Below are 21984 nucleotides of genomic sequence, written 5' to 3' on the forward strand. Positions count from 1 at the left end.
TATAATTTTGTTAAGTTATTATTTCAAAAATTCATAAACCCCCGCAGCGCCTTGTCCGGTTCCTACACACATAGTTACCATTCCATATTTTCCTTGTAGGTTTCGTTTGCGCATTTCATCAAAAAGTTGCACGGAAAGTTTTGCTCCAGTACAGCCCAGTGGGTGGCCCAATGCGATTGCACCGCCGTTCACATTTACTTTTTCTTTATCCAAACCAAGTTCGCGGATAACTGCTAAAGATTGTGAGGCAAAGGCTTCGTTCAATTCTATAAGTTCCATTTGATCTTGCTTCAATCCAGCTTGTTTCAATGCTTTTGGAATTGCGTAAACAGGGCCAATTCCCATAATGCTCGGTTCTACGCCAACGGCTGCAAAGCTTACCAATCTGGCGATGGGCTCTAGGTTTAATTCCTTCACCATTTCTTCGCTCATAATTACTGCGAAAGCTGCACCATCACTCATTTGTGAAGAGTTTCCGGCAGTAACACTTCCGCCCTGGGCAAAAACGGGACGAAGTTTTGAAAGTGCTTCAACATTCGTTCCTTTTCGTGGACCTTCGTCTTTGTTAACAGTATATTTTTCGGTTACTTTTTTTCCAGCATCATTCACAAAAGTGTACTCCACTTCAATGGGAACTATTTGATCCTGAAAACGATCTTCATCCTGTGCCTTTAAAGCGCGCATCTGACTTGTGTAGGCAAACTCATCTTGGTCTTCGCGGGAAACGTTGTATTTTTTAGCGACTGCTTCAGCCGTTAAACCCATATTCCAGTAATAATCTTCGTGACCTTCCTTTGCCAATTTATAATCTGGAACCGGTTTGTAACCACCCATTGGAATATAACTCATACTTTCCGCGCCACCAGCGATAATGCAATCTGCCATTCCGGTTTGAATTTTTGCAGCAGCAATGGAGATAGTTTCCAATCCCGAAGCGCAATAACGGTTTACCGTCATCCCGGGAATATCAACAATATCCAATCCCATTAGCGAAATCAAGCGACCCATATTAAGGCCTTGTTCGGCTTCTGGCATTGCGTTGCCTACAATTACGTCGTCAATTCGTTTTTTGTCGAGTTGCGGCAATTCGTCCATAATATATTTAATGGTTTCCGCAGCCAATTCGTCTGGACGTTTGAAACGGAATACTCCGCGAGGTGCTTTTCCCACCGCAGTTCTGTATGCCTTAACAATATATGCAGTTCTTTGTTTCATAATGATTTTTTTTTTGACTTATGACGGTAAGACTTATGACATAAGACTATACCGTTAAAATAAATATTAAATTGAAAGACTTTCCATAAAGCGGGTAATCATTCCTTGGATTGTCTGTATTTTAGTTTCTAAATTTTTAAAAGTGTCTTCGGAAATATACCCAACTTCATACGATATAATCAACTGGGTTTCCCATTCGTATGAGGAGCCCAGAGCATTTTCCAGATATTGAAGAAAATGCTTGTTAGTTCCTTTGGCAGTACCTTCGGAAATGTTTGAAGCAATAGAGACAGCACAGCGTTGCATTTGGTTGGATAATCCATATGTTTCGGATTTTGGAAACATTTGAGTGATAGCATATGTTTCTTTTGCTATTTCAATTCCCTCTTTCCAAATGTTAAGTTTTCTAAAATTATGTCTTGCTGCCATATATTATTTTTAGTCCTACGTCTTATGTCCTAAAGTCTTATGTCGTTTTTAGTTACGTAGGGGTTTCCCTTTCTGTATCATATGTTGAAGTCTTTCCAAAGTTTTTCGTTCCCCCGTCAAACTTAGGAATGCTTCTCTTTCAAGGTCAAGTAAATATTGTTCGCTTACGTAGCTTGCTTCGCTCAAATCTCCACCTGCCATAACGTAGGCTAGCTTGTTGGCGATTTTCTTATCGTGCTCGCTGATATAATTACCCGCAACCATTTGGTCGGTCCCAACAAGGAACATTCCCAAAGCTTGTTTTCCAAGTACCTTTACATCTGTTCTCGGAATAGGTTTTGTATAGCCTTGATCCGCCATAAAACGTGCAACAGCTTTTGCAGCTGCAATTTGTCTTGCTTCGTTCACGATTACTATATCTTTTCCTTTTTGAAGAATTCCAGTATCGTAAGCTTCATAGGCCGAAGTGGAAACTTTTGCCATTCCTATGGTCAAGAAATAATCCTGAAGCCTGTTCAATTCCACATCATCTTTTTGAAAAGTATCGCTTGCGCGAAGCGCCATTTCCTTGGAACCGCCACCGCCGGGAATTACCCCAACACCGAATTCCACCAAACCTATGTAACTTTCGGCTGCTGCAACCACACGGTCTGCGTGAAGTGTAAACTCGCAGCCACCGCCCAAAGTCATTCCGCGTGGTGCAACCACAACAGGGATGGAGGAGTAGCGAATTCGCATACTTGTATCCTGAAAATATTTTACGGCAGCGTTCAATTCTTCATATTCCTGCTCTACTGCCATCATAAAAATCATGCCTATGTTGGCACCTACGGAAAAGTTTTTCCCTTGATTGGCAATTACCAAACCGTCAAAGCTGGCTTCAGCGAGGTCTATGGCTTTGTTTACACCCGCAAGTACATCGCCGCCAATGCTGTTCATTTTGCTTCGGAATTCCACATTTAGAATACCATCACCTAAATCCTCAACCACAATACCTTTGTTACTCCAAACTTCCTTGGATTTGCGGATGTTGTCCAAAATGATAAAGGCATCCTGTCCGGGTATTTTTTTATGTATTTTGTCTGGAATACTGTAATAATAGGTATTGCCTTCGCGCACTTCGTAAAAGCTGTCCACGCCGTTTTCGAGCATTTCATTTACCCACGGGGCTGGTTCTCTTCCTAGCTCCTTTATTAATTCAATTCCTTTTTCCACGCCAACGGCATCCCAAATTTCGAACGGGCCATTTTCCCAACCGAAACCGGCCTTCATCGCGTCATCAATCTTATAAAGTTCGTCGGTTATTTCGGGTATTCTTTTGGAAACGTATGCGAACATCGCTCCGAAATTCTTTCGGTAAAATTCGCCTGCTTTGTCTTCGCCTTCAATAAGAATCGGGAAACGGTCTGCTACCACATTGACCGATTTGGTCTTTTCCAAAGTACCGAAAGATGCTTTTTTGCTTTTTCGGTATTCCATGGAATCGAGGTCGAGCGAAAGGATTTCACTACTTCCATCGTCATTTTTCACCTTTTTATAAAAACCTTGTCCGCTCTTGCTTCCCAACCATTTGTTTTCCATCATTGTATCGATGAAATTGGGGAGCTTAAAGGTTTCGTGCTCTTCATCTTCGGGCACGTTTTCATAGATTCCGTTGGCCACGTGCACTAAGGTGTCCAGACCAACAACGTCAACGGTTCTAAAGGTTGCGGATTTTGGGCGGCCGATTACCGGGCCGGTAAGTTTATCTACTTCTTCAACAGTCAGGCCCATTTCCTTTACTTGGTGGAAAAGGCTTTGGATGCCGAAGATTCCGATTCTGTTTCCTATAAATGCGGGCGTATCTTTTGCGACTACGGAAGTCTTTCCGAGGAATTTTTCGCCGTATTCCCTTAAAAAGTCGATTACCTCGGGCGCGGTTTTTGGCCCGGGAATGATTTCAAAAAGTTTTAAATAGCGGGGCGGATTGAAAAAGTGCGTACCGCAGAAGTGTTTCTGAAAATCCTCGCTATGGCCTTCACTCATTAAATGTATTGGAATTCCGGAGGTGTTTGTGGTAATGAGCGTGCCTTCTTTTCTGTGTTTTGCAAGGTTTTCAAAGACTTGTTTTTTAATATCCAAACGTTCTACCACAACTTCAATAATCCAATCAGCAGTTTTCACTTTTGAAATATCATCTTCAAGATTTCCGGTGGAAATCCGCTTTGCAAAATCCTTGTGATAGAGTGGGGCAGGATTGCTTTTTATGGCTTTTTGCAAATCGTCGTTTACAATTCGGTTTCGCACCACTTTGTCTTCAAGGGTAAGCCCTTTTTTCTTTTCGGCATCATTAAGCTCACGCGGAACAATATCGAGCAATAGCACTTCCACGCCAATATTGGCGAAATGGCAGGCTATGCCGCTTCCCATAATTCCGGAACCGATTACCGCTACTTTGTTAATTCTTCTTTTTGACATATTTTTTAAAGTTATTGGTTAATAGTTATTCGTTAATTGGGTTATAACTATTTTCCTAATTCCTAATTCCTAACTCTTTATTCAGAGTCGTATATTTTTTTTGAATTGATTAATTCGTTGATTGTGTTTGCAACCTTTTTGAAAATCTCCAGTTCTTCGGCAGAGACATTTTTTTTTACCGCTTCATCAAAGCCGAAAACCACCCCTTTTGAAAAATCGCGCATCTCTTTTCCGAAAGGCGTTAAGTGAATCAAAACCCCGCGGCCGTCCTCAGGATTTGGTTTTCGCTCAATCAATCCTTTTTGTTCCATAGATTTCAAGGTGCGTGAAAGGCTGGTTGCCTCCATTCCCATTTTTGGACCAAGTGCCGTTGAAGGGGTTCCTTCTTCGGGATCAATGCTTATAAGTGCAAAGCCCGTGGCCATGGTGCTTCCTTTTTTTCCAGCTTCCTCATTATACATTTTTGTTACGCTCATCCAAGTGGAGCGAAGTATGTAATCTATTGTTTTTTCCTTCATTAAAAGACTTTGAAAAAATGGATTACCAAAGATACGAAATTTTATTATGCGTGCATAATATATTAATGGGTTTTTTTTGACTTAGGACTTTATGACGTAGGACGTAGGACTGGTTGACGTAAGACGTAGGCTTTATGTGAAACATGTCCTTCCAACTATTATAAATTACAGCACGAATAGTATTTTATGGTCTTACGTCCTACGTCTTACCGTCTCACGTCTTTTTAGAATAATCCAACTTCCCGTCCACTATTTTTGCGGGGGCCGTATATGGATGTTCGGTTGCTGAATTTTCTGACATAATATGCAACACTTTCCAATCTTCAGCCTTTAAAATATCTGCAATTAAGGAGCGGTGACAACTCCACCACACTGCCTCTGCACACATAATTACAGTATATTTTTCTGAAGCGACTTGCTTAAGAGTTTTTAGGGATTGTTGAAACTGTTCCGTTTGCATATAATCTGCATATCCTTTAAAGGAATCGAGCCGCCAGGCGTCGTTTTTTGAATTTGGCTCTGGTTTTCGGCGGCCACCTAAATCTATGAGATGCAGGTATTCAATATCGTTTTCGGGAAGCGATACCTTTAAATTGTCTTTATTGTACTGCGGAAATTTTCGGGAGCCGGGAAAATGGCGAACGTCCACGAGGGTTTCAATCTTGCAGGAATGCAACAGCTTTAAAAATTCCTCGAGGGAACGCGTAGAATGCCCTATGGTCCAAAGCGTTTTCATTGTTAAAAGATGATTTTCTTTTAAAGATAAAAATTTTGGAAAGTCCTTACATAGGAAAAAAGTAGTTTAACGGAACTTTAATTGGCAACAAACTTTAGCCCGATTATGGAGAGAATAAGGGTTGAAATGAAAAACACACGCCAAAATGTAGCGGGCTCGTTGAAGTAGAAAATCCCGACCAAGACCGTGCCCACGGCTCCAATACCTGTCCACACCGCATAAGCAGTGCCGATGGGAAGCGTTTTTGTGGCTTTTATAAGCAGAAACATACTTATAAAAAGACAGATCAAAAAACCTCCAAACCACAATTTGGAATCGAGGCCGGAGGTTTCTTTTACTTTTCCTAAGCAGGCTGCGAAAGCCACTTCAAATAGGCCGGCTATAATTAGTAGGAGCCAATTCATGAATATTTAGGAATTATGCTCATAAATCTTATTGTACAAGTCTAAATACTTCTCTTTGATTACTTTTCGTTTCATCTTCATGGTAGGAGTAAGATGGCCGTCTTCAATGCTCCATTGCTCAGGGGTAAGTTCAAATTTTTTCACCTTTTCCCACTTTCCAAAACGCTCGTTATAAAAATCAACTTCTTTTTGAATACGATCTATAACGGCTTGGTTTTTTACCAATTCCTTTGGATCTGATGGAATATTTCTTCCTTTTTTGCTTCCCCATTCCTTTACAAAATCAAAGTCAGGCTGGATTAGTGCTGCTGGCATTTTTTCGCCTTCGCCCACTACCATTATCTGGTCTATAAAACGGGATTGCTTCATTGCATTCTCGATAAGTTGTGGCGCCACATATTTTCCGCCGCTGGTCTTGAACATTTCCTTTTTGCGATCGGTAATCTTTAGAAAACCTTCACTATCAATTTCGCCAATGTCTCCTGTGTGGAAATAACCATTTTTCAGTACCTCTTCCGTCTGTTCCTGATTTTTGTAATAACCACACATTACCTGCGGACCTTTTACTAAAATTTCGCCATCCTCGGCAATTTTTACTTCGGTATCCCTTAGCGGTTTGCCTACTGTACCAATTTTAAAACCGTGGTTACGCATATCGTTCACCGAAACCACGGGCGAAGTTTCCGTAAGACCATAACCCTCCATTACCGGTATTTGTGCAGCGTTGAAAACCCTTGCCAAACGCGGTTGTAAAGCGGCACTACCAGAAGCGATAGCTTTTAGGTTTCCGCCCAAGGCTTCACGCCATTTGCTAAAAATCAGTTTATTGGCAAGTTTCAATTGGGTTTCGTACCACCAGCCATTTTGGCCATAGGGCTCGTATTTTAACCCTAATTCTATGGCCCAAAAGAAAAGCTTTTTCTTTATTCCCGTAAGTTCGGCACCCTTGGCATAAATTTTATCGTACACCTTCTCAAGCAAACGCGGTACGGCAGTCATTACATCGGGTTTAACCTCCTTTAAATTTTCACTGATAGTATCCAAGCTTTCGGCAAAGTGGATACTCACGCCACAATATTGGTACATATACAGAATCATGCGCTCATAAATGTGGCAAACGGGCAAGAAACTAAGGGATGTGGATTTTCCGAAATCAAGCGGCAAGCGTTCCACACTGTGTTTTGAATTGGAAGCAATGTTTTTATGCGAAAGCATCACGCCCTTTGGTTTTCCGGTGGTTCCCGAAGTATAGATCAAGGTTGCCAAATCATCTTCGTGTATGGCTTCTTTTCTTTTATCCAGCTCGTCCTGGTTACTGGTATCTTTGCCTTCATCAAGTATCTCCTGCCAGTTTTTTGCGCCTTCAATTTTATCAAAAGTGTAAACCTCCTTTAAAGATGGCACGTTGTTTCTGATTTTTTGAACTTTATCATAAACCTCCTTACAGGAAGCAAAGCAGTAAACAGATTCACTGTGGTTTAATACATACTCATATTCATCTTCAGAGATGGTAGGGTAGATGGGCACATCCTGCGCACCGGTTTGCATAATTCCAATATCGCAGATATTCCATTCGGTGCGATTGGTCATAGATATTATTGCAACTTTATCGTTGGGGTTTACGCCCAGTCGCATTAAACCACGGCTTAACGCATTGGCCTTATCTATATATTCCTGAGTGGATGTGGCTTTCCATTCGCCATTGTACTTTGTGACAAGGGCTTTTTCCTGAGGATATTTTTCAAGTTGATAATATGGAAAGTCGAAGAGTCTTTTTGGGTCTTTCATGATAGAATTATTAAGGAAGTGAAAATAACGATTTTTTTTAAGTTTTAATTCAAATGAAAAAGGATTGTCGACTGAATAAAATTTTTGGGTTTTAAAAGGCTTATTAATAGTAGGGTATGGGAAGGAGACTAGAGACCAGAGACCAGAGACTAGAGACTAGAGACTAGAGCGAAGAGACTAGAGACTAGAGAGAAGAGACTAGAGACTAGAGAGAAGAGACTAGAGACTAGAGACAAGAACCAAGAACCAAGAAGCACGAATCAAGAAACACGAATCAAGAACCAAGAACCAAGAACCAAGACAAGCTATATGCTATACCGTATTCTTTAGGTTGTTTACTCAATACTAATTTCTAAAGTCTTCTGTTTTTTATCGTAGGATTTAGGACAGTTTAAAGACAATTCCCATTACGACAGAGGAGTAGCATATAGGTAGTATTCATAAAGCCTCTATGAAGCATTTATGGAGTATCTATGGAGCATGTATGGAGTATCTATGGAGTGTGGTCGGCATGGAGACGGCATGTGGTCGGCTTGCAGTTGGCATGGAGTCGGCTTACAGTCGGCATGTAATACTTGTTTTTTTTGAAAAAAGGCTCTATATTTATCTAGAAACCAACAAGTTTAGCCATGGGAGGATTCAATTACGAAAATAATAAAAAAAACCCAAGAATTTACAATAATTCGGATGAATTTGGGATGTGCAGTTTATTTGTCAAGGAATTTAGGATAGCCTTACGGCCCCTGTTAAAGTATAAAAACGTTGGCATGCTCCACCAGCGGCTAATGAAGCTATGCTCTAAAATAAAATTACTGGATACCACAGCGGAGCAAGGTAACCGTACTATGGGAGGGGGATTGCGGACGCTTAAGGGCAAGATGTTGCTCAGGGAATTTGTCTTTACGCCCAAAGCTGGCATACGGCAACATTTTGGGAATCCGGAAATAGATGAAGTTGATTTCACACTGACCTGGCGCGGATTTGATCCCTCTTCGGGCCGATTTCCGAAGGGAGCGACGGATTTTGAGCTAATATATTTATTGCTGGCGTATGATCCCGATATAAATTTATTTACTACTTATGAAGCCGTTCCCATTCGAAGAACAAAACAGGGGAAAGCGGAAGTTTTGGTGATGCCACTAGAACGGAAGGTGAAGAAAAAAGAGGGAATGCATTTTATTCCCGTAATCGGGCTGCGGTATTTGGAGATCCTTGGGGAAGAGGAATATGCATGTTTGGGGCAGGATGCTGTTGGGATTGAGATTTTGGGAGTATTTTGAGGGTTTTCTGTTTTCGGTTGTCTGTTGTTTGTTGTCTGTTGATTTTGGGTTCACGATTTGATTTTATGTTTCGCTACCGCTTCTATAAGACTTAGGAGGTAAGACCGCTGCGCTGAAAGACTTAAGACCTAGGACTGTAAGACGTAAGATTTTTAGATCATTCACATACTCACAAGTTCACATCCATTTAATGTTGAATTTTGAATGTTGAATTTTGAATACTGTCTAAATTGAGAATTGAACCTTGTGATTTGGGATTCGGGATTTGTTTTACAGCAATCCACAATCCACAACCATTCACATATCCACCTATTCACCATCCAGCCTACAGCCTACAGCTTTAAGACCTAAGACGGAAAGACGTAGGACGTAAGATTTTTAGACCATTCACAAACTCACAAGTTCACATCCATTGAATTTTGAATGTTGAATTTTGAATGTTGAATTTTGAAAGTTGAATGTTGAATGCTGCTTAAATTGAGAATTGAACCTGGTGATTAGAGATTCGAGATTCGGGATTCGTTGTTAATTACATTCACCTATTCACCATTTCCGCCTACAGCCTAAAGCCTAATGCCTAAAGCTTAAATCCTATAGCCTATAGCCAATAACTCGACATTTCATCGAGAAAAATAATTTAGATGTAAACGGAATAGTATTTATTAATATCTTTACTTTTCTCCCCTTTAATTTGCTCCTATTGCGGATTTCCGTAGTGGGATGAATATCTATTGTTTTATATTTGAAAACCAACAAACCACTGATAAACGTCAAAAAAACCAATAGCTAATAAATGACATTATTTCAGACTTCAGTTCTAAAAACATACTTAGCACAACAGGATAGTTTCGCTATAGAACGAGCCTATAAAAAATACACTAAGTATTTTCATAACGTAACCATACAAGAAAATATAAAAAACTCAAAGGAAGAACAGTATCAAGCTAAGTTTTTGGATGAGTTGTTTGTAAATGTGTTGGATTATACGCTTAATCCAAAACCTAATTTTAATATCACCACCGAATTCAAAAACCAAAAAGGAGCAGGAAAGGCAGATGGGGCTATATTAAAGGATGCCAAAGCTGTTGGGGTAATAGAATTAAAGGGAACCAATACCAAAGATTTAGAAAGCATCCGCAAACAGGCGTTTGATTATAAAGCCAACCAAAAAGGCTGTGTTTATGTAATCACTTCCAATTTTGAGAAGTTGCGGTTCTATATTAATGATGCTACGGAGTTTTTAGAGTTCAATCTGTTTCAATTAGCACCAGAAGAGTTTGCCTTAATGTACCTATGCTTACAAAAAGACAACATTCTTAACCATTTACCGCTAACCATAAAAGAAGCCTCACTAATTGAAGAGGAAAAAATAACCAAACAATTTTACAGTGCCTATTCTGTTTTTAAACGCGAACTTTTTAGGGATCTTGTAAAACGAAATGCCAAACGTATTAAATCAGAGATGTCATTGCGAGGAGGCACGACGAAGCAATCCTTTGATGAAGACAATAGTAACGAACTAAAAGCCCTTGAAAAAAACGTAAAGCTATCCCTATTCAAAAAATCCCAAAAGCTTATAGACCGTTTCCTGTTTATTTTCTTTGCGGAAGATAGAGACCTATTACCACCAAACTCAACTATCCAAATTCTGGACAAATGGAAAGCCGATATCGATTTTGGTGATGAGCGTCCACTTTACAACCTCTTTAAAAAATATTTTCATTTTCTGGATGAAGGCAGAAAAGGCACAAGCTCACGAGCGGAAATCTATGCCTATAACGGTGGATTGTTTAAACCGGATACTATTCTTGATAATTTGGAAATAGACGATGACTTGTTGTACAAACACACTTACAAACTGGCTAAATACGATTTTAGCAGTCAGGTAGATGTCAATATTTTAGGCCACATCTTTGAAAACTCGCTTAACGAGATTGAAAGCGTAAATGCCGAAATTGAAGGTGGTGAGTTTGATAAGCAAAAGAGTAAACGCAAAAAGGATGGGGTTTTCTACACGCCCAAATACATTACCAAATATATAGTAGAAAATACAGTGGGTAAACTTTGCCAAGAGAAAAAAGAAGCACTGGGCTTTAAAGAAGAAGCCTATTTCGAGGTGAAAAAAGGCACGCACCAAAACACCAAAAAGCAACTTTTAGAGGTGCTGGACACTTACCGCGAGTGGTTATTGCAGATTACTATTTGCGACCCTGCTTGTGGCTCTGGAGCCTTTTTAAACCAAGCGTTAGATTTTCTTATTAAAGAACACCGTTATATCGATGAATTAAAAGCAAAAGTATTAGGTGGCGGCCTTATATTAAGCGATATAGAGAACACCATTTTAGAGAATAACATCTATGGGGTTGACCTTAATGAAGAATCAGTAGAAATAGCCAAACTATCTCTTTGGTTGCGAACCGCACAACCAAGACGTAAGCTCAACGATTTGAGCAATAACATTAAATGCGGGAATTCGCTAATTGATAGTAAAGCCGTGGCAGGTGATAAAGCATTTAATTGGCAGGAACAATTCCCGCAGATTTTTAAAAATGGTGGCTTTGATGTGGTGATTGGGAATCCGCCTTATGTTAGAAATGAATTTATAGATGCAGATTCAAAAAAATATTTTGAGAAGCGATATGAAGTGTTTACCGGTAAATCAGACTTATATGTTTTCTTCTTTGAAAAATCATTAACGAATTTAAAAGAAAATGGAAAGTGTGGTTTTATTGTATCGAGCAAGTATACTAAAACAAAATACGGAAAGATTTTAATTGAATATTTGCAGAATAATAGTAAAATAAACTCATTCATTGATTTCAGAGATTTAGATGTTTTTAGTGGAATTGTTGCTTATCCTTCAATTATACTTTTTGACAAGGAAAAAACAAATTCCAATAAATCAAAATCAAAATTACTTGTAGTTTCAGAAGAAAATTATCAAGAAGTTCAGAATAACTTTCAAAATTCAATCGAAGTAAATCAATCTGAAATTTTTAAAAGGTTAGGTTCTTGGTCTACAGGTTCCCTTGATAATAAGTTGTTCTCTATATTGAGAAAATTAGAAGATGAGAATAACAAACTATCAGAAATTATTGAAAAACCTCAAGTTGGAATTAAAACTGGTTCAAACGCCTCATATATAATCAAAAAAGAAGAAGTTCCTAAAGAAATTGAAAACTCTATTTTACTGAAAGATTATTTAGTAGGTAGAGAGGTAAAAAAATATAGCCCAGTTGAAACTGCAAATAAGACTGTGTTTCCATATAAAGAATCTAATAATCGAGGTTTAATTTTAATAGAAGATTTTGATGATCACAAAGAAGTTTTAAATTTTCTTGAAAAGAATAAGGATATATTATCGAACAGAGCAATAATAGATAAGGGAATAGAAAAAGGAACTAAAAAATGGTATGAGTACCAACAAATTAAATTGGATTTTCCTTTTCGTCAAGAATATATAGTCTATCCCGATATATCAAGTTCTGTAAATTTCTCTATTGCAAAGGATGTTTTAATGGATATGACTTGTTTTGGTTTACCAACTAACTCTAAAAGTATTTTAGGTATTCTAAATTCTAAACTCATTGAGGTATATCTTAATTCTGTATGTGTAAAAGCAAGAGGTGGTTATTTAAGGTTGAAAAGTCAGTATATTTTAAATATACCCTTACCAAATAATTATGAATCAGAAAATTTAAATGATGCTGTTACCAAGATTTTAAATATTTATTCAAGTTTTTATAAGCAAAATAAACAGTTCATAAAATTTATTTTAAGTCAACTAAACATTGACATTAATAAAAAAATCGAAAACTGGCACGAGTTAGACTTTGCAGATTTTATAAAAGAACTCAACAAGGCCATTAAAAAGGCAGGAGGTACACCACTTACCAAAAAAGATGAGTTTGAGTGGTTGGAACTTTTTGAGGACAACAAGAAAAAAGCGCAAGCGCTACAAAACCAAATAACCCTAACAGAAAAAACAATAGATACAATGGTGTACGACCTCTATGGCCTTACACAAGAAGAACGAGACATTGTAGAGAATAGTTAATAGGATATATGTTTAAAGAAAATAAATATTTCGGTGAAGTATGGTTCAAGGAATCAGAGGATGCAAAATGCTTCTGTGTTCTTGAATTGATAGAGGATAAGATATTTATTACTACAAACCTCACCGAGAAATATACTGCCTATCAAATAGATGTTATTTATGGAATGTTTACTGGCTTGGGCTATGTAACCTTTGTTAACTGTAACATTCAGCATAGTAGTACTGGTATTGTCGAAACTAAAGTTTATAGACCTAAATACACTTTTGTTTGTGCTTATCATCTAATTGACCCCATAAACCTCAAGACAAATGAGTTTCAAATCGATAATACAGCAATTGTCAAATGGGTAAGAAAAATGAACTGGTATAATTCAATCGAAGATAAGGTTGAAAAACAAGAGGACATAAAACACCAAACAGTTATTTCAGAAGACTTAACTTTAACAATAACAAAATCTACTTCATACACTTCCAATCACGAATTTTTAAGAATGGATAACGTAGGCTATGTAGATTACAAGTTAGGAAAGAATTTGAGTATTCTGGAAAGTATAGAACTTTACAATTTATTCCAAAAATTATTTCATTTCATTTACGGTAAATCTGTTCAGTTTAAGTCCTTTAATTTTAAATGTTTAAGTTGTGGTAAGTGGGCTTCCTTATATTATAAGGATGACTTTAATAAGGAGAACATTTCAGGGTTTATTACACTGGATTATGATGCAATTAATGAAGATTTATCCAAAATAATTAAACATTGGTTTACGAATCCCGATATTACGTATTGTGCAGATATAATAATTGAAAATTTACTATCTGTAAAAACAAGTCATAGCAGAAGATTTACAAATTCTTACTCTGCTTTTGAAGCCTATAGTTTTAAATTCGGTAAAACATATAAAAACCCAACCGTAGAAAAGTATTTATTAGAGCATAAAGAGTTAATTCAGAGAATTACTTCAATTCCTGAAAATGAAATCAAAGGATATGTTTCTAAAATTGTGAGACATAGGGATTTTTTGACTCACCGTAATAAAATTGAGAACAATATTTTTTCACAATTTGAATTACTATATATTTCGTTTTTATTAGATTATATAGTTGGTATAGGTTTGATGAAAAAAATGGAAGCTTCCGAAAAAATTATTGAAAAAATTATAGGTAGAGCTAAATCTACATATCAAGATATGCAGTCAGTCAATAAATTATTGAATAAAGATATTTTAGAAATTAATGATTAAATAATTTAAAATTAGAAACAAACGCTTCATCATCTATGAAAGAACCCTCCGTTTTCCATGTTTAAACATGGAAAACGGAGGGTAAATCTATTCTATAGAACTTGGTTAAAATATATTAAATAAGGGATTTTTAAATATTTAATGATTTACCCTATGAAAACGATTATTAAAACCACACAGCTTGAGTTTGACAAAAGTGATTTTTTGATTGATTTGGTAAAGCATGAAAATGGCAAGTTTTATATTGAGATAACGCAAACAATTATAAACTCAAATAAAAAAGCCGAATCAATAAAAATTAATCCGACGGTTCTTCCAGATATTATTAAAGTTCTTCTAAATTATGAAGCAAAACTTCCACAAAAGTCTGATCATAATCTGAAATACATAACAGAAATTGACAAACAGAAAATCCAAAGTAATTATTTAAAAGGAGTAACCATTAAAGATTTGGCATTGCAGGTAGGGCAGGACCCAGAATATATTGAAATGGTGCTAAGAAATCAAGGTATTGAGATAGTCGAAGATGAAATTCAAAAGCCGATATTTTTTAGAACTAAACCGAAAAGGAAACGAAGAAAAAGATAATTCATTTATGTAAATATTTTCATGCCAATGCAATTCCGCTCTTGTCTTGGCACTAAAATTCAACAGAACCTATATTTACCCACAGTAAATTTATATTTTAGCAAAAACCAATAGCTTATTTAAAACCATGAGCCTCTTCAAAAAAATTACCAAAGGCATTACTGCATTAAAAAACGAAGTAAACAAACCAGATTCTTTCATAAAGGGAGAGGAGTTCGAGGACTATGTTAGAAAATACCTATTCCCAAAATCAGACTATGATCTCGTACATCGAACCCACGATTATCACTCCAACAATGGTGATTATATTGAGTCCAGTTTAAAACCAGATTTTAAATTTCGAGACAAAAAAACCGGAAAGGAATTTTATGTGGAGGCAAAATGGCGTCGTGGAGTTTACAATAGGGAAAATAAGATTGAATGGTGCAATGAAAAGCAATTAAGAAGATACAAGGCGATAGATAAAAACGAAAACAAGGTTTTTATCGTCCTGGGTTTCGGGGACAAGAGTTTACAACCTTTAGAAATCATTCTATTTCCTTTAAGTGGCTGCAATTACAATGCATTGTATGATTCATTCCTTAATAAATATTCTTTCTACATCAATAAACCAGTTTTCTCTGAATATTTATGGAAGCTTAAATAATCTTTCTGCTTCTGTGGCCATTTCTAAAGGGTATTCATTAATTCCAAATATGGCAACCACCTAATTAGAGATGATGAAACGATTTAATAACTAGGGAATCCGATTAAATTGTGGCAGTACTTCTAGCGAGATATAAAGCTATATATATTGCTACTATTGGCAGATTCAATACCAGTTACCTAAACTTGGCGCTACCTACTGTCACTCGCCATTCTTTATAAATACTTCATAAGCCTTATCCAAAAACTCCCCTTCCTCAAAAGGCAGCAGTTGTGCCGCGAGTTCTAAGGTTTTTCTAATGTCACGCTCGTGCTCCTTGATATGAGGCGGACAAAAACCATCTCCCTGAGTTGCCAGTATACATACATTGAGAAGGGATTCGATCGTGGTGAATAAATCCAGATAGCCTTCAAAATACAGAAAGCTGGCTTTAAATTTATTTGAATTATTCTTTGACGGTTGGAGAGTTACCAGCGAGTCCTTTGCTGATTTCTTTAAATGTTTTAATTGGGTTTTCTTGCTTTTCATAATAGCGGATTTAAGTATTTGCCTTACAAGATGCTAAAGGGGAGGGGGATAAAAAATTCTTGGAAGTGGTAAATTAGGGGACGTACTAATTTTCGTTGTTCTTGCCTCGACGGTAGTAGCTCGTGCCAAAAGGAGAAAGAGCTGGAGGATAGAAAGATGTGCAGATTATGCAAAGGAAAAAGGATTATTGGATTGTATTGTGGTATTTCGCTATTATGGTTGAGCCGGAAAGGAACGCGATACAATCGCGCACTAGCGGTGGGTTTCCATATTGTTGTTGCCAACCGAGAGAGCCACAAGCGCATCTAAAAAGTCAGGGAGGCCATTTGCATTGAGGTCATCATCCAATGGGCTGCCGTTGTGGTTGTAATCTTCATCTTCGGTAAGAACACCATCTCCGTCATCATCGTTGTCAAGATAATTCTGAATGCCGTCCCCATCAGTATCAATAACGCTAATGCCCGCACCGATTCCCTCTATTTCAATAGCAGTAGGTACGGTATCGCCATCATCATCCATATCAAGATAATTGGGAATACCGTCGCCATCGGTATCATCATCGTCAAAATCTCCGTTGCCATTAATGTCTTCATCAATATCGGGTACCCCATCCTGATCACTATCCAATAGTACGATTGTTTCGTCGGTTTCTATTTCAAATTCTGCTAGCGTAAAGCATCCCGTATCTGTATTTTCAATCCTTACAAAAATTGATTGGGGATTGGAAATATTAGTATAGGCCGTAGGAACTGCAATGACATTTTCATTAATGGTGGCATCGGCAAGACTTTCAAAATAAGAAAAGGAGAAGGTAGCAGGGTTTTGAGATCCAAGCATTATAGCTTCATTTTGTGTAAGATCAAAAACTGCAATGCCATTACCATCGCCCTCATCCACAAACATATCAGGGGGTTCCTGAGACAGCACAACGCCCCGCACTTCTAGCTCAAAATTCTGTGTTCCACCTACATAACAACCCGTTACTGTATTTAGGATACCAGTATAAAGAACCTGCGGATTCGTTACATTCGTAAAAGCAGTGGTATTCATTATGGGGTCGATATTGTTAGCGGCATCTAATGCACTTTGAAAAAAGAATACGGAATATTGCCCCGGGTCTTGCCCGCCCAAAATTTCCGGGATTTTAGTGGTAAGATCAAAAACGCTTTGACCATCAAAATCTATTTCGCAAATAGCAAACTCGCTTACTATGGCACTATCATCCGGTACGGGTAGGGCTTCAATTTCGAAGGAAACAGTGTTAAAGCAGAGCGTGGTATTGTGCTGCAAACGCGCATATATTGTTTGGTTACTTCCTATAATATTATATGCATTAGAATCCATAATTGGTGAAACGTTATTTTGGGCATCTTCCAAGGTCTCAAAATATACAACGGTATACTCCATAGGCGACTGCGTCCCGTATATAGCAGAATCCCGTTGGGTAAGGTCAAAAGTTCCTGGCCCACATTGAACGATACTATCCACCATAGGGGGAACAATAGGTTTGGGATTAACCAGAAGATTGAAAAAAGTAGTATCAAAATCAGCATTGTTATCGTCCTGTACTCGGGCATATACTGTTTGCGGATTGGTAAGGTTGGTATATGCCGTAATATTTGCAATGGGATTGCTACCTGTTTCAGCATCGGCAAGTGTTTCATGGTAAGTAAGGGTTACTCCCGCTTGACCCGAAAGTATAGGGGCATCATTTTGGGAAAGGTCAAATAATGCTATCCCGTTGTTGTTCTCCTCACATGCCTCAAGATCCTCCCCGGGAAAAGCAGTGACCTGAAGACCCTCATCATTTAAAAAGATTCTTATAAATTGAGCCTTATATTTAGATTGGGCACAATGCGCAAAATTATTATTGGCAGCAATAATCATCCTGTTGCCATCGATTGTTGAACTGGTGCTATACCCCGTATATTCAAAAGAATCCACAATTACAAATCCGTCATCATCAAAAGTGGTGTCCAAGGCGCCATCAACAGTTACCTTGGCCACAAATAAATTATTATAGCCTACTCCAGAAATTACATAGCCATTTTCAAAAGGATGAATGCTTGTTGGCTCAGAATCACTATAGATAGGATGAAAAGCTCTGCCATTCGTTCCAAAAGTGGTATCAATAATTCCATTGCTATTTAAGCGGGAAAGTATCATCCCCAAATCACCAAATGCGGTATCCAAACCATGGCCAGCAATTAAGAGGTTGCCATTATCTTCAATAACTACCTTATTTGCCAACCCGTTATGATGGTATAAATCTACATATACACCATCATCTGCAAATGAAGTATCGGGATCGCCTTGAGGGGTAAGACGAATCAATAACACATTTCCATTATTTTGGCTCCGTTGTTTACGGCCGTTTATAAGAATTCTGTTGGAAGCATCCAATTGTAGTTCATATAAGGTATGCGCCGCCAACTCCTGATAAGGGATTTTATAATAGCCATCAGTGGCAAAACTGGTATCAACAGAACCATCGGCAAATACTTTCGAAACAGTGAGTTCATATTTTCCTGCCGAGTTCATTGTGCTACCACCTAAGATAAAGGAACCATCAGGATGTAGGGCTAAACTACTTAAGGACATAGCGGTCATTATAGTACCATCTACTCCAAATGTCATATCAATATTCCCATCTACATCAATTTTTCTAAGTCTATCCGATTTACCTACCAAAAAGGTGTTGGCACCCATTGGTTTTATTTGCCTAAAACCGGTGTCTCCATAAAAACCATAGCCTCCATCCTGAAAGGAAGCATCCAGACTTCCATTGGGGTTAAGGCGAAGTATTACGCCATAGTAAACCCTATAATTAGAACATCCAGACTGGGCGATGCCCACTGCCAGTAATTTGCCATCTGGGAGTTGGTAGCTGTCATAAATAGTAACGCCTCTTAGTTCGCCATTAACGGTAATGGTATATTCGGCAATGCCGCCCGTGCCATAGGTAACATCCAAATCACCCCCGAGTTGGGCGTGAAGATTAAAATATAATGATAGTAATAGTAGTAGTAATCCCTTTTTCATGGTTTCCAATTTTTCGGCAAATATAACCAAATAAAGAAGGGATACTATGAATTAAAAATATGATGCTCATATTGATACGCTTGAAAGGGATTTTCTCTAAGATTGTTATGCTTTAAAGGGTTTTTGCTTTCTCCTGTAATACAATCATTTTCTGGAATTTTTTCTACGGACAGGTGGTGAATATAGGTGCTAGGAACAATGTTTAATGACCAATTAGCAATTAGACAATTGGGGGAATGGATTATGAGACTCTTGGATTTTATTTTAGAGCTTATAGCTTACAGCCTACAGCCTACGGCTGCAAATCACATTTAACAAATATGTCAATAAGCCTGACCCTTGTTCCTTCTAAAATATCCCCTAGTAAAGATAAATTATACATCCTCAGAATGGTATATCCGCTTTTTGATAAAGAACTTCACTTCGCTAATCCATTAAAAAGTACGGTATGAAAGCGGGGAAGGAAAATAATAAAACACAAGGCTACCTGTATGTAACCAATATGAAACAGGCGAAACTGGTTCTTCGAGAATTATTTGATGACCAAACAGAGGAAACATTAAACGAGGGCATCCTACTATGGCTACAGAGTATGGAAGATTCAGAAGCCTATAAGCTTTATTTGAATATACCCGAAATTCTGGAAGAGGGGAACTATTCAATAACGGATTTTTTAGAGGCAAAAATGGATTTTCCGGGTATAAACAATAAACAAATACTGAAAACGGTGGGCTTGGCAATGCTCCTTATGTTTTTATTAAGTGAATGTTGGCGACTGTTTGGAAATAGATTTTATGGTAACCCGGAGGGTGATTGGCCTAACTTTGAAATCCCCATGACCATGAAGGTTGCGATCACCTTAATGCCCCTTGAGGAATTTCAAGTGGAATTGGCAGCTTCAATGCTGAACATAGTGGGGAAACCCTATTATGACAGGCTGCTTGAACAAATCACCATTTTCGACAAACCGGTAACCCCAAAACAAAGGTGGGCTTTTGAAAATGACCCAATACTTAAAAAGCATTTACAACTCGTAATGTGGTTTACGCTTATGCGTATTTTTTTGGATGCTATTTATTTCTATATTGAAAAAGATAATGGTGTTAACCCTTAATTGTGAGGTTGATAGGTCGTGGTAATCTTATTAGGGTACTTGTTATCATGATTGTAACTACACTTCGAGAGATTGCTTCAGTCGCTCCTGTTGTCGCTTCTTCGCAATGACGTTTCTAAAATATCCTTTTATAAACTTGAATATGCCTGCACATTAAAAGAGCTTTACTGAAGCAATCTTTAAAAATTATGTCATGGAAACAATTCAAAGCCAATCATTTCAGATTCTGCCACCAGAATTGGCTGTCAAACTGCGACAGCTAATTTTAGAATTCTCTATAGAAAGTATTTATTTTCATCCTGCAACCAGCACATCGCCTCCACACTTGGTTTTTTTTGTAGTGGATTATAAACACTGCGACCAAATAGAAACAAGAAAATGGCTCTGCAGGGCCCAAAAGAAACAACAATTATTTTTTCATGTATTAAATAAGCTGCAAATGATAGATGGATATAAAGAAGGAAATCCATTTATTCCCACCTATTGTACATCAGCCACAAAGGTATATCAAGACAATGAAAATATATTTCAGCCTAAAACGAATTGGAAGGCCTTTAAGAAGCGATTTAAAAAGTATGAATATGAATATAATCAAGAAAACGAGTTCTTAATGAATATGGTGAACGATTTTTTTGTTGTAAAGGCACGTACCAGCATTTTCCTGACCTATATTTCCTTGTACGAACAACATCTAACGTATTTGGAACGGCTTTATATAGGGCATAGTTTTAACGGCAATAGTCTCACGGAACGCATAAAATTCCTAGCCCAATACCTACCATCCATTGAAGACTTATTTGTAAAACAAAATGGAAGTACATACTACCTGATCGCACAACTGGAAGTGGCAATACAGGCGGCGGAGGATGGGGATGAAATGATGCTAAACTGGAATCTATATCCCGCCATTAAAGAAGTTGAGGAGCAATTGTACACTATGGTCTCGGATCGCTTTCTGGCACTAAAAAAAAGAATCAAGTGCAATAAACCCAGCACCGATAAACCAATTGCTGTAGCAGAAAAATCACCTATGGACCAACAATTGTTTGAAGTGGTAGCGCAAATAAACAAAATAAAACAGCCGGAAGAGATTTATCTCTTTCATACAACCCAAACGGATACCTCTACCTTTTACTATTTATTGTTGATAGGAGCGGGGATAGGGACGGCAATTTTGAATAGGATGCAACAGTCCGTTACCGCAAAGGCTACTACAGCCTGTAATGTAATCCTAATAGGGCACACACGGTTTTGGATACAAGACAACCTCTTTATCCATCAGGAATTCTTTAAAAAAATTATGACATTGGAAAACAGGATATTCAAAATCCCGTACAAACAATTTACAATGCATTGGGAAAAATGCCGCAATCCCTATTATGGCGACTTGGATTCTATGTACAAGGCTACGGATAAAATGATTGCCCAATACTTTGTGCTTCGCGAGCATGCTGCTCTAGATAATGCGGAAGGTCTAAATACTATGTTCGCCACCGCCATTTTAAGAGCCTTTAGGACGCTGATATACTCAAAACTTTCCTACCAACCGCATTATCTATCTGCCTACAATCTGTGGATGATATGCTGCTATGCCAAACCCAATTTGGGCAAGATGGAGTATCTATTTGTAAAACTGGGCGGAGATACGTTTTTTAAAAACCTTGATTATAGTACCAAATTTAATCACGGCCTAGACAGAATACCGGAAGAAAAATGGGCAATTATGGATGAGATTTTAAATGTATTAAAAAATGAATTAACGCCGGCAGTTGAGAAAGTAGGAGGTATGGGTAATGATTAAAAAGAGTTAAACTTATGAGACTGCTTGTAACATCCCCCTAACCCTCTCTCGCCAAGCTCGGGACAAGCTCTTCAGAGGGGGGATGAGCTTGACTGCACCACAACAGATTAACTACTTAACTACGTTGGATCTTCGATTTG

At 37.9% G+C, this 21984-nt stretch carries 16 protein-coding genes; 7 read left to right on the forward strand and 9 right to left on the reverse strand.

Features of this window, described 5'->3' with window-relative positions:
- Positions 1-18: 18 nt before the first annotated feature.
- The 7 genes from AC58DT_RS04330 to AC58DT_RS04360 all read right to left on the reverse strand — a co-directional run bounded on the left by AC58DT_RS04330 (position 19) and on the right by AC58DT_RS04360 (position 7547).
- Positions 19-1215 carry an acetyl-CoA C-acyltransferase gene (locus tag AC58DT_RS04330; RefSeq protein ID WP_497215598.1) on the reverse strand — a complete coding sequence of 399 codons (1197 nt, stop codon included), beginning with the start codon at positions 1213-1215 and terminating at the stop codon, positions 19-21.
- Between the two features lie 66 nt (positions 1216-1281).
- Positions 1282-1644 carry a four helix bundle protein gene (locus AC58DT_RS04335; RefSeq protein ID WP_497215599.1) on the reverse strand — a complete coding sequence of 121 codons (363 nt, stop codon included), beginning with the start codon at positions 1642-1644 and terminating at the stop codon, positions 1282-1284.
- Positions 1645-1692: 48 nt separating this feature from the next.
- Positions 1693-4101 (reverse strand): 3-hydroxyacyl-CoA dehydrogenase/enoyl-CoA hydratase family protein, encoded by a 2409-nt coding sequence (locus AC58DT_RS04340; RefSeq protein ID WP_497215600.1) that lies wholly within the window; start codon positions 4099-4101, stop codon positions 1693-1695.
- A gap of 77 nt (positions 4102-4178) precedes the next feature.
- The gene (locus AC58DT_RS04345) at positions 4179-4619 is read right to left on the reverse strand and encodes a MarR family winged helix-turn-helix transcriptional regulator (RefSeq protein WP_497215601.1); all 441 of its coding nucleotides are present in this window, start codon (positions 4617-4619) and stop codon (positions 4179-4181) included.
- Positions 4620-4833: 214 nt separating this feature from the next.
- Positions 4834-5355, reverse strand: a complete 522-nt coding sequence (locus AC58DT_RS04350; RefSeq protein ID WP_497215602.1) for a DUF488 domain-containing protein — start codon at positions 5353-5355, stop codon at positions 4834-4836.
- Between the two features lie 77 nt (positions 5356-5432).
- Positions 5433-5759, reverse strand: a complete 327-nt coding sequence (locus tag AC58DT_RS04355) for a DMT family transporter (protein WP_497215603.1) — start codon at positions 5757-5759, stop codon at positions 5433-5435.
- A 6-nt stretch (positions 5760-5765) separates the two neighbouring features.
- Positions 5766-7547, reverse strand: a complete 1782-nt coding sequence (locus AC58DT_RS04360; RefSeq protein ID WP_497215604.1) for an AMP-dependent synthetase/ligase — start codon at positions 7545-7547, stop codon at positions 5766-5768.
- 629 nt (positions 7548-8176) lie between these two features.
- On the opposite strand from AC58DT_RS04360, the gene AC58DT_RS04365 reads away from it, so the two are divergent.
- From AC58DT_RS04365 to AC58DT_RS04385, 5 genes are all read left to right on the forward strand, one after another.
- On the forward strand, positions 8177-8827 hold the full coding sequence (locus tag AC58DT_RS04365; RefSeq protein WP_497215606.1) for a hypothetical protein: 651 nt from the start codon (positions 8177-8179) through the stop codon (positions 8825-8827).
- Positions 8828-9620: 793 nt separating this feature from the next.
- The gene (locus AC58DT_RS04370; RefSeq protein ID WP_497215608.1) at positions 9621-12884 is read left to right on the forward strand and encodes an Eco57I restriction-modification methylase domain-containing protein; all 3264 of its coding nucleotides are present in this window, start codon (positions 9621-9623) and stop codon (positions 12882-12884) included.
- 8 nt (positions 12885-12892) lie between these two features.
- Positions 12893-14125, forward strand: coding sequence for an ApeA N-terminal domain 1-containing protein (locus AC58DT_RS04375; protein ID WP_497215609.1), 1233 nt, complete (start codon positions 12893-12895; stop codon positions 14123-14125).
- Positions 14126-14278: 153 nt separating this feature from the next.
- Positions 14279-14713, forward strand: a complete 435-nt coding sequence (locus AC58DT_RS04380) for a hypothetical protein (protein WP_417559133.1) — start codon at positions 14279-14281, stop codon at positions 14711-14713.
- Positions 14714-14840: 127 nt separating this feature from the next.
- Entirely contained in the window at positions 14841-15359 is a 519-nt protein-coding gene (locus AC58DT_RS04385) for a hypothetical protein (RefSeq protein WP_497215610.1), read from the forward strand.
- A 201-nt stretch (positions 15360-15560) separates the two neighbouring features.
- On the opposite strand, the gene AC58DT_RS04390 is transcribed toward AC58DT_RS04385, so the two are convergent.
- Together AC58DT_RS04390 and AC58DT_RS04395 are read right to left on the reverse strand one after the other, a co-directional pair.
- A complete protein-coding gene (locus AC58DT_RS04390) occupies positions 15561-15887 on the reverse strand; it encodes a hypothetical protein (RefSeq protein ID WP_497215611.1) in 327 nt (108 codons plus the stop codon).
- Positions 15888-16139: 252 nt separating this feature from the next.
- A complete protein-coding gene (locus AC58DT_RS04395) occupies positions 16140-18929 on the reverse strand; it encodes an FIDD domain-containing protein (RefSeq protein ID WP_497215612.1) in 2790 nt (929 codons plus the stop codon).
- A 448-nt stretch (positions 18930-19377) separates the two neighbouring features.
- Here AC58DT_RS04395 and AC58DT_RS04400 point away from each other — a divergent pair, with 448 nt between their 5' ends.
- Entirely contained in the window at positions 19378-20043 is a 666-nt protein-coding gene (locus tag AC58DT_RS04400) for a hypothetical protein (protein ID WP_497215613.1), read from the forward strand.
- A gap of 193 nt (positions 20044-20236) precedes the next feature.
- Positions 20237-21844 carry a hypothetical protein gene (locus AC58DT_RS04405; protein ID WP_497215614.1) on the forward strand — a complete coding sequence of 536 codons (1608 nt, stop codon included), beginning with the start codon at positions 20237-20239 and terminating at the stop codon, positions 21842-21844.
- Positions 21845-21984 lie beyond the last annotated feature (140 nt).

This window comes from Aequorivita sp. CRS11, assembly GCF_059693805.1.